Below are 14,325 nucleotides of genomic sequence, written 5' to 3'. Positions count from 1 at the left end.
GGGCTGCAAAAAATTCCGACCACGCTTTGCGCGTCAGAAATCACCAGCGGAAGGCGCCTACGCCGCTTCCTTCACATCGCCGTTAACCAGCTTGCGCGCGGCACGCTCGGCTTCGCGTGCGTTGCGGAAGAGCTGGCCTTCAAGGCGATTGAAGCGGTGCGACGAGGCGAAGAAACAATAGCCTCCCTGAGAACGAACGACGATACCTGCGGTTTGCGAGTCGACTTCAATAATGTAGCTGTCCGGCATGGTCCGTAGATTCCTCAGTGCGGGCAAATAACGGCAATCCTGCCCAAAGGTTCCTGAGCATTTGAGGCCGTTTCCACCCCGAATCGACACGCAATTGAGTACGCCGGGACCTCATCCGTTTTATGACTTGTTCTTGGCGAAGCCGCGACGCGGTGACTCAGTCGCGCCGCGTTTGGCGTGCCGCAAGTTTGCGTGAGATAGGGCAGAGCGTCGCGCGCGATTACGTCGCGATCGGCGGATCGTTGCGCTGGATCGCTTGCGGACGGCCGTCATCATCGATCGAGACGTAGGTGAAATGACCGTCGGTGACGAGGATCGGCTGGAGCTCCCTGCGCCGCAGCGCCCAGGCTTCGAGATGCACGGTCATCGAGGTGCGGCCCACGCGGACGAGATTGGCGTAGACCGAAACGAGATCGCCGACATAGACCGCTTTGCGAAAATTCATCGCCTCGATCGCCACGGTGACCGTACGCGACCGCGCGAGCTTTGATGCGAACACGCCGCCGCCGACATCCATCTGGCTGAGCAGCCAACCGCCGAAGATGTCGCCGTTGGCGTTGGTGTCGGCGGGCATTGCCAGCGTGCGAATGCAGAGATCGCCGCGCGGCTCGGTGTCGGACGTTTCGGTCATGTCGGTCTCACCTAAAATTGTCCCAGCCCGGATCGGGCGCAAAGCGCCCGCCGAATCGCTCGGCCAGCGCGCGCAGGGTGGATACGACATTTTCCACGCCGCGCATGCGCGCGTAGTTCAGCGGACCGCCGCGGAACGGTGCATATCCGGTGCCGAAGATCATGGCGCCGTCGACCGCATCGGCATCGTCGACGATACCTTCGCGGAGTGCCGCGACGCAGACATTGGACATCGGCAGCACCAGGCGGTCGATCATCTGGTCGGTGACGCGCGGGCCGGTCTCGGACAACGGCGCCTTCTCCGCCTTGCCGTCCTTCCAGGTGTAAAAACCCTTGCCCGTCTTGCGGCCAAGCTCGCCCTTGGCGACCTTCTCGCGCAGCCAGGCCGGCGTCGGCGGGAGCAGATCGCCGAACTTGGTCCGTAGCATGTCGCCGACGTCGAGGCAGATGTCGAGCCCGACCTGGTCGGCGAGCTCGATCGGCCCCATCGGCATGCCGAACTGCTCGGCCGCCGCGTCGATCAGGCGCTGGTCGATCCTCTCATCCAGCATCACCATCGCCTCCAGCATGTAGGGCGTCAGCGCACGGTTGACGAGGAACCCGGGCGAGCTCTTCACGGAGAGCGGCAGACGGTCGATCGCGCCGACGAAGGCGAGCGCCTCCTTCAGCACCTGCGCGTCGTTGCCGTCATGGCTGACGACTTCGACCAGCTGCAGCCGCGACACCGGGTTGAAGAAGTGCAGGCCGACGAGACGATCGGGCCGCGCCAGCGTGGTGCGCAGATCCTGGAGCGGAATGCTCGACGTGTTGGTCGCAAGGATCGCGCCCGGCTTCATCTTCGGCTCGAGGCCCGCATAGACCTTCTGCTTCAGCTCGAGCTTTTCCRGCACCGCCTCGATGATGAGATCGGCGTTGCGGACACCCTCGCCGTCCATGTCGGGGATCAGACGATCCAGCGCGTCGCGCACCTCGGTCGGCTTGCGGATGATCTTGCCGTAAAGCTCAGCGGCGCGCTTCAACGCGCCGGCGACCGGCTCCGCCTTCATGTCCGCGAGCGAGACGCGCAGCCCCTGCCCCGCACACCAGGCCGCGATATCACCGCCCATGGCGCCGGCGCCGATGACGTGAACATGTTTGACCGAATTGCCGCCGCCGGCCGTCTTCTTCATCTGCTCACGCAGGAAGAACACGCGGATCAAATTCTGCGCGGTCGGCGTCACCATCAGCCTGGCGAACGAGGCTTGCTCGGCCTTCAGCATCGCGGCCTTGCTGCCGCCATGGGTCTCCCAGAGATCGATCAGCGCGTAAGGCGCCGGATAATGCTCGCGGGGCGCGGCCTTCGCCGCCTCCGAGCGCATGCGCCTGGCCAGCAGCCCGCGCACGGGACCGAAATTGGCCGCGTGAGTCAGAAGGTCCGGACGCGCCCGCTTCAGACGGCCGAACAGTGCATCCTTCACCGCGTTGCGGACGTGCCGCTCCTGCGTCACGGTATCGACGAGGCCGAGCGATCTGGCGCGGCGCGCATCGATGGTGCGGCCGGTCAGCATCAGCGCCATCGACTGCGTCGGATTCACCAGCGCGGTGAAGCGCGCGGTGCCCCCGAGGCCGGGATGCAGGCCGAGCATCACCTCCGGGAAGCCGAAGCGCGCGCCGTCGATCGCAATGCGCGACTGGCAGGCCAGCGCGACCTCCAGCCCGCCGCCGAGACAGAAGCCATGGATGACCGCGACCGTCGGCAACCTCAAGGCTTCCAGGTGATCGACCACGGCATGCGCCGCGCGGATGCGTGTCTCGACCATCTCGGGATCGCTGGCACCGCGGAATTCGTTGACGTCGGCGCCGGCAATGAAGCCGGACGGCTTTGCCGAGCGGATCACGAGGCCCGCGGGACGCTCGGTCTCGATCGCCGCGAGCACGGCATCGAACTCCTCCATCACGTCCGCGGACAGCGTGTTGGCGCTGGCATCTGCGCGGTTGAACAGCAGCCAGGCGACGCCGTCGGCATCGCGCGTCAGCTTGAAGTGCTTGTAGGGGCTGTCGGTCGCGGGCCTGGGCCCAAGCTCCAGCACGCGGTCGCCGAGCGCGGTCATGATCCTGGAATCCATGGTCACACCGCCTCGATCAGCATGGCGCCGCCGAGCCCGCCGCCGATACATTCGGTCGCGACGCCGCGGCGCGTGCCGAGCCGCTTCATCGCGTTGACGAGATGCAGCACGATGCGGTTGCCGGAGGTGCCGACGGGATGGCCGAGCGAGATGGCGCCGCCATCGACGTTGAGCCTGTCACGGTCGATCTCGCCGGCCGCGCCGTCGAGGCCCAGGATCTCGCGACAGAATTTGTCGTCGTTCCAGGCGGCGAGACAGCCGAGCACCTGCGTCGCGAAGGCCTCGTTCAGCTCCCAGGTCTCGACGTCCTTGACGGTGAGGTCATTGCGTTGAAGCAGCGGCGTCGCGGACATCACGGGTCCCAGTCCCATGATGCTGGGATCGAGCGCGGCCCAGTGGCTGTCGACGATGACAGCCTTCGGCGTCAGTCTGTGCTTTGCGACCGCCGCGTCGGAGGCGAGGATCACCCAGGAGGCGCCGTCGGTGATCTGCGACGAATTGCCGGCGGTGACCTGGCCCCACGGGCGCTCGAACACCGGCCGCAGCTTTGCGAGCGTCTCGGCCGTCGAGTCCGGCCGCACGCCGTCGTCATGGTCGAAGAATTTTCCGTCGCGGGAGAACGCTGTCTCGACCTCGCCCTTGAGAAAACCTTCGGCCTGCGCATGCGCGAGCCGGCGATGACTCTCGGCGGCATAGGCGTCGGACTGTGCCCGCGTGATGCCGAAGAGATGGCCGACGACCTCGGCGGTCTGGCCCATGTTCAAGTCGGTGATGGGATCGGTGAGCCCGCGCTCGAGGCCGATGATCGGCTTGAGATAGCGCGGCCGCAGCTTGAAGGCGGCAGCGAGCTTCGCGGCCACGCCCTTGGCGGTGGCAAGGCCGGCGAACCAGCGCACACCGGAGTTCGGCCAGACCAGCGGCGCGTGGCTCAGCGCCTCGGTGCCGYCGGCGAGGACCATGTCGGCATGACCCTCGCGGATGTAGCGGTAGGCCGTGTCGATCGACTGCATGCCGGAGCCGCAATTGATCTGCACGGTGAAGGCGACCATGTCCTCGCCCATGCCGAGCCGGAGCGCGGCGACGCGGGCCGGGTTCATCTCGTCCGCGATCACGTTGACGCAGCCGAGGATGACCTGGTCGAAATCATCGGGTGAAAACGGCTGACGCGCCAGCAGCGGCCGGCCGCATTGCACGGCGAGATCAACCGGCGTGAACGGCCCCGGCCCCGAACGCGCTTTGAGAAACGGCGTCCGGCTGCCGTCGACGATGAAAACCGGTCGTGCCATCAGCTCGCCGCCCTCTGTTCACCGAGTTCCTGGAAGAACTGATGCACATCTCCGGTTTTCTTGTAAATCGGCGACAGCGCTTCGGGCGCAAAATCATCGACCTCGATCACTTTTGTGACGGCTTCATGAGCGGCCGCAAGCTGCTCGCCTTCGGCCTGCGTGATCACGCCCTTGGCGACGCCATCCTTCCAGTCGCGGATGTGCGCGGCCCGCATGCGCTTGGCGATCGCATCGGTGCCCGCAACGAGCTTGAACGCGCGCTCCAGCCGGGCAAAGCCGCCGTCGTCGTCGACATGGGCGAGATCCGGCGTGAGACGCTCGCGCGCGGCCGATGGCTCCAGCACGAGACTTGCGCATTGGTGCACGACACGGTCAGACGGGCCGAGCACCCGCGCGCCGAAGGGCTGGACCACGAGCTTGAGGATAACAGCGACAAAACGGTTGGGCAGATTGGCGAGGATCTCGGCAAGCCGGTTCTCGATGGTCTTGAAGCCGGTCGCCATGCACCATTCCAGCGCAGCAAAATCCTCCTTCTGCCGGCCCTCGTCCTGCCAGCGTTTCAGCGCGGCGGAGAGCAGATAGAGCTCGGAGAGGATGTCGCCGAACCTCGCCGACAGCATCTCCTTGCGCTTGAGCGCGCCGCCGAGCGTGAGCAGCGCCATGTCGGCGCAGAGCGCAAAGGCCGCAGAGTAGCGCGCGAGCTGGCGGTAGAATGGCGTTGCATCGCCCGCATCCGGCGCAAGCGCGAAGGCGCCGAAGCTCCAGCTGCGGCCGAACGCACGCAACAGCGTCTGGAAGCTATGGCTGACATGTTTCCAGAACGCTTTGTCGAACGCGGCGAGCCCGCGCTCGCGATTCGTGTCCGCAAGCGCGTTCATCTCGTCGAGCAGATAGGGATGCGCGCGGATCGCGCCCTGCCCGAACACGATAAGGTTGCGGGTCAGGATGTTGGCGCCCTCGACCGTGATACCAACAGGCACGGCGCGGTGCAGATTGCCGAGATAGTTTTGCGGACCGTCGATCACGGCCTTGCCGCCATGGATGTCCATGGCGTCGTCGACCGCGGTGCGCATCCGCTCGGTCGCGTGCAGCTTCATGATGCCGGAGATGACGGCGGGATGGATGCCGGCATTCAGCGCCGCGCAGGTCAGCCGGCGTGCCGCGTCGAGCTGGTAGGCGGTGGCGACGATGCGCGCGAGCGGCTCCTCGACGCCCTCGAATTTGGAGATGGAGATGCCGAACTGCTCGCGGATGCGGGCATACGCGCCGGTGGTGCGGGCGGCATAGGCGGCACCGGCCGCCGATAGCGACGGCAGCGAGATGCCGCGGCCGGCGGCAAGCGCCGTCATCAGCATCTTCCAGCCCTGCCCGAGTCTCTCCTTGCCGCCGATGACGTAGTCGAGCGGGATGAAGACGTCGCGGCCCCAGTTCGGGCCATTCTGGAACACTTGCATCGACGGCAGATGACGATGGCCGATCTTGACGCCGGGCAGATTGGTCGGGATCAGCGCGACAGTGATGCCAAGCTCTTCCTGGCTGCCCACGAGATGATCAGGATCGTAGGCCTTGAAGGCGAGCCCGAGCAGCGTCGCGACCGGGCCGAGCGTGATGTAGCGCTTGTGCCAGTTGAGCCTTAGGCCAATGACCTCGCGGCCCTCGAAATCGCCCTTGCAGATGATGCCGGTGTCGACCATCGAGGCGGCGTCGGAGCCGGCTTCGGGGCTAGTCAGGCCGAAGCACGGAATGTCGCGGCCGTCGGCGAGGCGCGGCAACCAGCGCTCCTGCTGCTCTTTCGTGCCGAAGCGCATCAGAAGCTCGCCGGGCCCGAGCGAGTTCGGCACCATCACGGTGACGGCCGCCGCAATCGAGCGGGTCGAGATCTTGCGCACCACTTCCGAATGCGCATACGGCGAGAAGCCGAGGCCGCCAAACTCCTTCGGAATGATCATGCCGAAGAATTTTTCGCGCTTGACGAAATGCCAGACCTCCTGCGGCAGGTCGCGCCATTCCCAGAAGATCTTCCACTCGTCGAGCATGGCGCAGAGCGCGTCGACCGGGCCGTTGAGGAAGGCCTGCTCCTCGGGGGTGAGCGTCGCCTGAGGCACCTCCAGCAGCTTCGACCAATCCGGGTTGCCGGTGAAGAGATCGGCATCCCACCAGACGTCACCGGCCTCCAGCGCCTCGCGCTCGGTGTCGGACATCGCTGGCAGCACGCCGCGCGCCCAGGAGAAGATCGGCTTTGTGATGGTGTCGCGGCGGAAGCTCATGGCTGACCTCATGCATCGGCGCGGTTATCGGCATTTTAGCGGAAAGTGGCCGGGGTAAGTGAACACTTCGCGAGCAAAAAGACGCGAATTGACGCGGCCGGGCGGCCGCCCCGGGGGCCATAACGGCCGGGGCGTGGGGGCAGTTCCGGGGAGGGGAATCGGGCTGAATGCCCTGTCGTCATTCCGGGGCGACGCGCAAGCGTCGAGCCCGGAATCCATAACCACCATCGGGAGTATGGATTCCGGGCTCGCGCCTAACGGCGCGCCCCGGAATGACGATGCGGAGAGAGTGGCTTAACCCGGATCAGATCAGTCCGGCCGCACCATCTCGAACATGTTTTCCGGCTTGATCTCGAAGTAGTCGCCGCGACGGCCGGCGCGGACGATGGGGCGGGCGGCGGCGGTCTGGTAGACGCCGTCCTTGATCATGGCCTTGTCGATATGGACGGCGACGACCTCGCCCAGCGTCAGCCAGGCATCGGCCTCCTTGCCATCGGCGCCCTTGAGGCGGACGATGTCGGACACCTTGCACTCGAAGGCAACCGGGCTCTCGGCCACGCGCGGCACGTTGACGAGCTTGCCGGGGACGGCGGTCAGCCCTGCGAGCTTGAACTCGTCGACCTCGGGGCCGACATGCGCGGCGGTCGCGTTCATGTGCTTGGCGAGATCCATGGTCGTCAGATTCCAGACGAACTCGCCGGTCTGCTCCATGTTCGACACCGTGTCCTTCCAGTTGGTGGAGGAAAACCCGATGATCGGCGGCACGTAGCAAAAGGCGTTGAAGAAGCTGTAGGGCGCGAGGTTGACGTGGCCCTTGGTGTCGCGGGAGGAGATCCAGCCGATCGGCCGCGGCGCGATGATGGCGTTGAAGGGATCGTGCTTGAGGCCGTGGCCCTTGGAGGGCTCGTAGAAATAGAGGTCTTTGTCGGTCACGGCGAGGTCTTCCCCTGATCCAGGCTACGTCGGCCTGCTTATAGGGGAAATTCCAGCGCCCGTCAGTGGCGCGGCGACAGACCGGCGATGACGAAATCGATCATCTGGTCGATGGTCGGGCCCGGCTTGGTAGCGCACTGGGCGATCATCTGGGGGTGGAAGAAGCGCATCATCGCGGTGCAGGCGCACATCGAGGCCAGTTGCAGGTCCGGCGCCTCGAACTCGCCGGACGCGGTACCTTGCGCGATCACCTGGCCGATGACGCCGGCAATGCACTCCATATGGGCGACGCAGACGTCCCAGTCCTCCTGCATCGCGATCTCGACCATCTCATGCAGCTTGTTATCACCGACATAGCGCTCGGTGTTCATGCGGTGGATGGTGGTGAGCAGCTCGCGGAAGCGCGGGAGCACCGGACCAGGCCTCGCCACGATCCGCTGCGCTTCGATCTCGACCTCGCCCATCAAGGCCCGCGCCACCGACTGGTGGATCGCCTTCTTCGATTCGAAGAAGCGATAGACATTGGCGGGGCTCATCCTGAGCTCCTTGGCGATGTCCCCGACCGTGGTCTTCTGGTACCCGATCTGGCGAAACAGCCGCTCGGCCACCTCGAGGATACGATCCCGGGTGTCGCCTTCGATATGTTCCGCAACCAGTGTCATGTGTCAGGACTCGTCCATCAGCAGTCTTCTCATTTATTCAGCCGCTTCAGCAAGCGGAATTGCGTGCTGGTCATCGCTCCCATGCTGCGGCGCGGCAGGCTGCTCGGGGGTGCCCGCCTCGTCCAGGCTCTTCCTGAACCACAGGGCGTAGAGGCCCGGCAGGTACAGCAGCGTCAGGAAGGTCGCGACGAACAGGCCTCCCATGATCGTGATCGCCATCGGGCCCCAGAAGGCCGAGCGCGACAGCGGGATCATGGCCAGGATCGCGGCGAGCGCCGTCAGCACCACCGGCCGGGCGCGGCGGACGGTTGCCTCCACGATCGCCTCGCGGCGGGTCAGGCCGTGGGAAACGTCGGTCTCGATCTGGTCGACCAGGATGACCGTGTTGCGCATGATCATGCCGGCGAGTGCGATCAGGCCGAGCAGCGCCACAAAGCCGAACGGGGCATTGGCGACGTTGAGGCCGAACGAGGCACCGACGATGCCGAGCGGCGCGGTGAGGAACACCAGGATCAGGCGCGAGAAGCTCTGAAGCTGGAACATCAGCAGCGTCAGCATCACCATGACCATCAGCGGGAAGAGGATGAAGATCGAGGCGTTGCCCTTGGCGGATTCCTCGAACGCCCCACCCGGTTCGATACGGTAGGCCGGCTCGAGATTGTCCTTGATCGCCTTCAGCTTCGGCGTGATCTGGCTGGTGACGTCGGGCGCCTGCACGCCGTCGACGACGTCGGAGCGCACGGTGATCGCCATGTCGCGGTTACGCCGCCACATGATCGGCTCCTCATGGGCATACTCGATCTTGGCGATCTGCTGGAGCGGCACGGCGACGCCGTTCTTCGAGGTGATGGTCAGATCGCCGACGCCGCCGAGATCGAGTCGTTCGGACGGGACCGCACGAGCGACCACGGCCACCTTCTCGATGCCGTCGCGAATGGTGGTAACCTGCGCACCCGAGATCAGCATCGACAGCGCCTGCGAGACGTCCTGCGGCGTCAGGCCCATGGCGCGGGCACGATCCTGGTCGACGACGAGCTTGAGGTAGGGCGACTGCTCGTTCCAGTCGAGCTGGACGTCCTTGACGCTCTTGTTCTGCCGCATGACGTCGCGGACCTGATAGGCGATCTCGCGCACCTTGTTGGCGTCGGGGCCGATCACGCGGAACTGGACGGGGAATCCGACCGGCGGACCGAAGTTGAAGCGGTCGACGCGCACGCGCGCCTCTGTCAGCATGCCCTCCGCAGCCGCGTTCTCGATCTTGGCCTTGATGCGCTCGCGCGCCTCGACGCCCTTGGCGACGATGACGATCTCGGCAAACGCCTCGTTGGGAAGCTGCGGATTGAGGCCGAGCCAGAAGCGCGGCGAGCCCTGGCCGACATAGGACGTATAGGTCTCGATGTCCTTGTCGTCCTTGAGCAGCGTCTCGGCCTTCTTCACCGCCTTCTCGGTGACGTTGAAAGCGGTGCCCTCGGGCAGGCGAAGCTGGAGGAACAGCTCGGGCCGCTCCGACAGCGGGAAGAACTGCTGCTGGACATGGCCGAAGCCGACGATCGAGGCGATGAAGACGCCGACGGTCGCGGCCACCACGGTGATGCGGTGGTTGACGCACCATTGCACGATGGCGCGCAGGCCGCGGTACATGCGGGTCTCGTAGACCGCGTGCGGATCGTGATTGTGGTGCACCTTGATGTTGGGCAGCAGCATGACGCCGATATAAGGCGTGAAGATCACCGCCACGAACCAGGAGGCGACCAGCGCGATCGCCACGATCCAGAAGATGCTGCCGGCATATTCGCCGACCGCGGAATTGGCAAAGCCGATGGGGAGGAAGCCAGCGGCCGTGACCAGCGTTCCCGTGAGCATCGGAAACGCAGTGGATTCCCAGGCAAAGGAGGCCGCGCGAAAACGGTCCCAGCCCTGCTCCATCTTCACCACCATCATCTCGACCGCGATGATGGCGTCATCCACCAGCAGGCCGAGCGCGATGATCAGCGCACCGAGCGTGATGCGGTGCAGATCGAGCGACATCATGTTCATGACGACGAAGACGATACCGAGCACCAGCGGCACCGACAGCGCGACCACGATGCCGGTGCGCCAGCCGAGTGCCAGGAACGAGACGAACAGCACGATGACGAGGGCTTCCATGAAGGAGTGCACGAACTCGCCGACGGCGTGCTCGACCACCTTGGGCTGGTCGGCGATGAGCTTGACGTCGATGCCCTGCGGCACCGCCTTCATGAACTCGGCGGTGGCCTTCTCGACCTCCTTGCCGAGATCGAGGATGTTGGCGCCCTTGGCGGTGACGACACCGATGCCGATCGCGGCCTTGCCTTCCTGGCGCACGATGAAGCTCGGCGGGTCGACATAGCCGTGGGTGACGGTGGCGATATCGCCTAAACGGAACACGCGGCCGTTGCTCTCGACCGGCGTCTCGGCGACGGCCTTGGCGCCATCGAGCGCGCCGGTGACGCGCAGCGGCACGCGCTGCGACGAGGTCTCGACCGTGCCGGCCGGAGTCACGTTGTTCTGCTTGGCGAGCGAATCGAACAGCGCCTGCGGCGTGATGCCGAGAGTGGCGAGCTTGGCGTGCGAGAATTCGACGAAGATGCGCTCGTCCTGGTTGCCGTAGACGTCGACCTTGGTCACACCCGGCACCTTCAACAGGCGCTGGCGGAAGCCTTCCGAGACCTTCTTGAGCTGGGCATAGTCGGCGCCGTCGCCGGTCATCATGTAGAGGATGGAATCGACGTCGGAGAACTCGTCGTTGACGACGGGTCCCAGAATGCCCGACGGCAACTGGCCCTGCACGTCGGCGAGCTTCTTGCGCAGCAGATAAAACAGATACGGCACGTCCTTCGGCGGCGTGGAATCGCGGAAGGTCACCTGGAGCGCGGTGAAGGCCGGCTTGGAATAGGTCTGCACCTTCTCGAAGTAAGGCAGCTCCTGGATCTTCTTCTCGATGGGATCGGCGACCTGCGTCTGCATCTCCTGCGCGGTCGCGCCCGGCCAGATCACGGAGACGTTGACCACCTTCACCGTGAAGAACGGATCCTCGGCTCGCCCGAGCTTCTGATAGGAGAAGAAGCCGGCGACGCCGAGTATGATCATCAGGAACAGGACCAGCGTCGGATGGCTGACGGCCCAGGCCGAAAGGTTGAAGCGCTTCATCGCACTCTCCAAAGATGGTCCAATTGCAAAAAAACCACAGCCACTCTGTTCAAACCGTCGTCGCGAGGCAGCGAAGCAATCCAGGGGGCTGGGCAGGTTCTGGATCGCTTCGCCGCTTCAGCCCCGGCATTTGCGCTTGGGCCGAAACTCACCTCACACGACGTGACTCGTAAACTCTAGAAAGACAGCGACGAGACGATCCGCACCCGCTGGCTCGGATCGAGCTTCTGCACGCCGAGCGCCACGATCTTGGCGCCCTCTTCGACACCGCTGGTGATGATGACGTCGTTGCTCTCGTAGGACTTCACCACGACCGGCTTGAGCGTGACGGCGCCATTGTCGTCGACGACATAGAAGGAGGGCTTGCCGCCTTCGTTGAACAGCGCCGACAGCGGCAGCCGCGCGACGCGCTCGGTCGCGGCATCCGACAGCGTCAGCGTCGCGGTCATGCCGAGCGAAACCTTGTCGTCGGCCTCGGGCAGCGAGAACTTTGCAAGATAGGTGCGCGTCGACGGATCGGCCGTCGGCGCGATCTCGCGCAGCTTGGCCGCATATTTCTTGTCCGGCTCCGACCAAAGAGTGACGCTGGCGGCGCCCGACTTGGCACGTCCGACCAGCGTCTCAGGGATCGCGACGACCGCTTCCTTCTCGGCAAAGCGGGCGACACGGATCGAAGTCTGGCCTGCGGCAACCACCTGGCCGGGCTCGATCAGCGTTGCGGTGACGACGCCACGGGCGTCGGCGTTGAGCGTCGCGTAGGAAAGAGAATTCTTGGTCAGCTCGACTGAGCGCACGGCCCGGTCCAGACGCGCGCGGGCCTCGTCGGCGGCGGCGCGGCTCGAATCCATCGCCGCATCCGTAGTCCAACCCTTGGCCTTCAGATCCTTGGCGCGCTGCTCGGCAGCGGCGGCCTGGGCCAGCACGCCGGTCGCGGCGGTCTGCTCGGCGACGGACTGCTCGGCCTGGAGCTTCAGATCGACCTCATCGAGGGTCGCGAGCGGCTGGCCGATTTCGACGGTCTGGCCGACCTCGACCAAGCGCTTGGCAACCTTGCCGGCAACCCGGAAACCGAGATCGCTCTCGATCCGGGGCCTGACGGTGCCGACGAAGCTGCGCTCGGGCGTTTCGGCATCATAATGAGCTGTTGCCACCAGAACCGGCCGCGGCGGCTCGGCCTTTTCAGCGACGGTGTCATTGCACCCGGCCAGCGCAGCGGCCATGAGGGCCAGCGACACACCCGCCAAGAGCTTGGAATAGCTGGACAAAACTGACCGAACGAACATCGGAGGACACTCCCGCGACTGCAATGAGAGGAATGTCGACTAATCACTGATAAAAGTCAATAATCGTCAGTCATCAGGAAAGCGTGATCGTTAAGGGGTGGTAAGGATTTGGATGGCGGTTGCCGGGAGGGTGCGATCGTAGGGTGGGCAAAGCGGAGCGTGCCCACGATGCCTGCCGGAATCAGGAAAATGGTGGGCACGGCGCGAATCGCGCCTTTGCCCACCCTACGAGAGCCCGTAGCCCGGATGGAGCGGAGCGCAATCCGGGGCCTGCAGGCTGTAGCTCGGAGCGCCCCGGATTTCGCTTCGCTCCATCCGGGCTACGCAGCGGTGAGTGCTGCTCTACCGCCCCTGCCCGGCGAACTCGTGCTTGCTCTCGTGGCCACCGACAAAAACCAAAATGCCGGCGATCAGGGGCAGGACCGCCAGCACCAGCAAGCCGGTCGAGGTCTGGCCGGTGGCTTCCTTGACCCAGCCGATCAGGTACGGCCCGCCGAAGCCGGCGAGATTGCCGATCGAGTTGATCAGCGCGATGGCGCCGGCCGCCGCCGTGCCGGAGAGCCAGGCGGTCGGCAGGGTCCAGAACACGCCGAAGCAGCAGAACACGCCGATCGCCGCCACAGTGAGCACCACCATCGTCATGGTGGGATCGGTGAGATAGGAGGAGACGGCAAGCGCGACGGCGGTGAGCAGCAGCGGCGCGCCGACATGCATCACGCGCTCGCGCGTCGCATCGGAATGCCGCGCCCACAGGATAATGCCGCGCCCACAGGATCATGGCGATGGTGCCGAACAGATACGGGATCGCGGTGACAAAGCCGGTCTGGGCGTTGGTGAGGCCGAACGCCTTGACGATCTGCGGCAGCCAGAACTGCATGCCATAGAGCGCGCCGACGAAGCCGAAATAGACGAGGCTCAGCATGATCACCTTCGGCGACGACAGCGCCTCGCCGAGCGACAGATGCTTCACCGTCTGCTTGGCCGCGATTTCCGAATCGAGCCTGGACTTGAGCCAGGCCTTCTGATCGGCCGAGAGCCAGTCCGCCTTCTCCGGCCTGTCGGTGAGATAGAACCAGGTGACGATGCCCAGCAACACCGAGGGGATGCCTTCGATGATGAACAACCACTGCCAGCCCTTCAACCCCATCGCACCGTCGAGCCCGAGCAGCAGGCCCGAGACCGGCGCACCGATCACGGTGGAGACCGGGACAGCGATGGCGAAGGCCGCGAGGAAGCGGGCGCGATACTCGGCCCGGTACCAATAGGTGAGATAGAGGATGATGCCGGGGAAGAAGCCGGCCTCGGCGACGCCGAGCAGGAAGCGCAGCACGTAGAAGCTCGTCACCCCGCTGACCAGCGCCATCAGCGCCGAGATGATGCCCCAGGTCACCATGATGCGGGCGATCCAGCGGCTCGCGCCGAACTTCTCCAGCGCCAGATTGCTCGGCACCTCGAAAATGAAATAGCCGATGAAGAAGATGCCCGCGCCCCAGGAGAAGATCAGCGGCGTGAACTTCAGCTCCGCGTTCATGGTCAGCGCGGCGAAGCCGAGATTGACGCGGTCGAGATAGGAGAAGAAGTAGGCCAGCACCAGGAACGGAATCAGGCGCCAGGAGATGGCGCGGATCGTCGAGGTCTCGATTTCCGACTTGGCTGAGCCGGCGGAACCGGCATAGGTCGTGGTCTGGCTCATGGCTTTCCCCCCGGGGTTGTTGCTCTTATGGGCTGGTTGCGGTTTT

Annotated in this window: 9 protein-coding genes and 1 pseudogene; all 10 read right to left on the bottom strand. The window is 65.0% G+C overall.

The window, feature by feature from the left end:
* Positions 1–57 precede the first annotated feature (57 nt).
* The gene (locus AB4Z51_RS23610) at positions 58–249 is read right to left on the bottom strand and encodes a hypothetical protein (protein ID WP_028134810.1); all 192 of its coding nucleotides are present in this window, start codon (positions 247–249) and stop codon (positions 58–60) included.
* A 220-nt stretch (positions 250–469) separates the two neighbouring features.
* A complete protein-coding gene (locus AB4Z51_RS23605) occupies positions 470–880 on the bottom strand; it encodes an acyl-CoA thioesterase (protein ID WP_085398536.1) in 411 nt (136 codons plus the stop codon).
* A gap of 7 nt (positions 881–887) precedes the next feature.
* Positions 888–2,984 carry a 3-hydroxyacyl-CoA dehydrogenase NAD-binding domain-containing protein gene (locus tag AB4Z51_RS23600; protein ID WP_441498085.1) on the bottom strand — a complete coding sequence of 699 codons (2,097 nt, stop codon included), beginning with the start codon at positions 2,982–2,984 and terminating at the stop codon, positions 888–890.
* Positions 2,985–2,986: 2 nt separating this feature from the next.
* Positions 2,987–4,270, bottom strand: a complete 1,284-nt coding sequence (locus tag AB4Z51_RS23595) for an acetyl-CoA C-acetyltransferase (RefSeq protein WP_441498084.1) — start codon at positions 4,268–4,270, stop codon at positions 2,987–2,989.
* Positions 4,270–6,537 (bottom strand): acyl-CoA dehydrogenase, encoded by a 2,268-nt coding sequence (locus AB4Z51_RS23590; protein ID WP_085398539.1) that lies wholly within the window; start codon positions 6,535–6,537, stop codon positions 4,270–4,272. The genes AB4Z51_RS23595 and AB4Z51_RS23590 overlap by 1 nt, the downstream gene beginning before the upstream one ends.
* 309 nt (positions 6,538–6,846) lie before the next feature.
* Positions 6,847–7,470 (bottom strand): flavin reductase family protein, encoded by a 624-nt coding sequence (locus AB4Z51_RS23585; protein WP_028160319.1) that lies wholly within the window; start codon positions 7,468–7,470, stop codon positions 6,847–6,849.
* A gap of 62 nt (positions 7,471–7,532) precedes the next feature.
* Positions 7,533–8,132, bottom strand: a complete 600-nt coding sequence (locus tag AB4Z51_RS23580; protein WP_063985197.1) for a TetR/AcrR family transcriptional regulator — start codon at positions 8,130–8,132, stop codon at positions 7,533–7,535.
* 33 nt (positions 8,133–8,165) lie between these two features.
* A complete protein-coding gene (locus AB4Z51_RS23575) occupies positions 8,166–11,303 on the bottom strand; it encodes an efflux RND transporter permease subunit (RefSeq protein WP_085399104.1) in 3,138 nt (1,045 codons plus the stop codon).
* 176 nt (positions 11,304–11,479) lie between these two features.
* Positions 11,480–12,586 (bottom strand): efflux RND transporter periplasmic adaptor subunit, encoded by a 1,107-nt coding sequence (locus AB4Z51_RS23570; RefSeq protein ID WP_028148596.1) that lies wholly within the window; start codon positions 12,584–12,586, stop codon positions 11,480–11,482.
* Positions 12,587–12,928: 342 nt separating this feature from the next.
* Positions 12,929–14,279: pseudogene (locus AB4Z51_RS23565) on the bottom strand (MFS transporter).
* Positions 14,280–14,325 lie beyond the last annotated feature (46 nt).

The sequence above is a fragment of the Bradyrhizobium sp. 2TAF36 genome, from assembly GCF_052114925.1.
GTDB lineage: Bacteria > Pseudomonadota > Alphaproteobacteria > Rhizobiales > Xanthobacteraceae > Bradyrhizobium > Bradyrhizobium barranii.
Note: the sequence above shows the minus strand (reverse complement) of the source record. Positions and strands in the feature narration are given on the sequence as shown.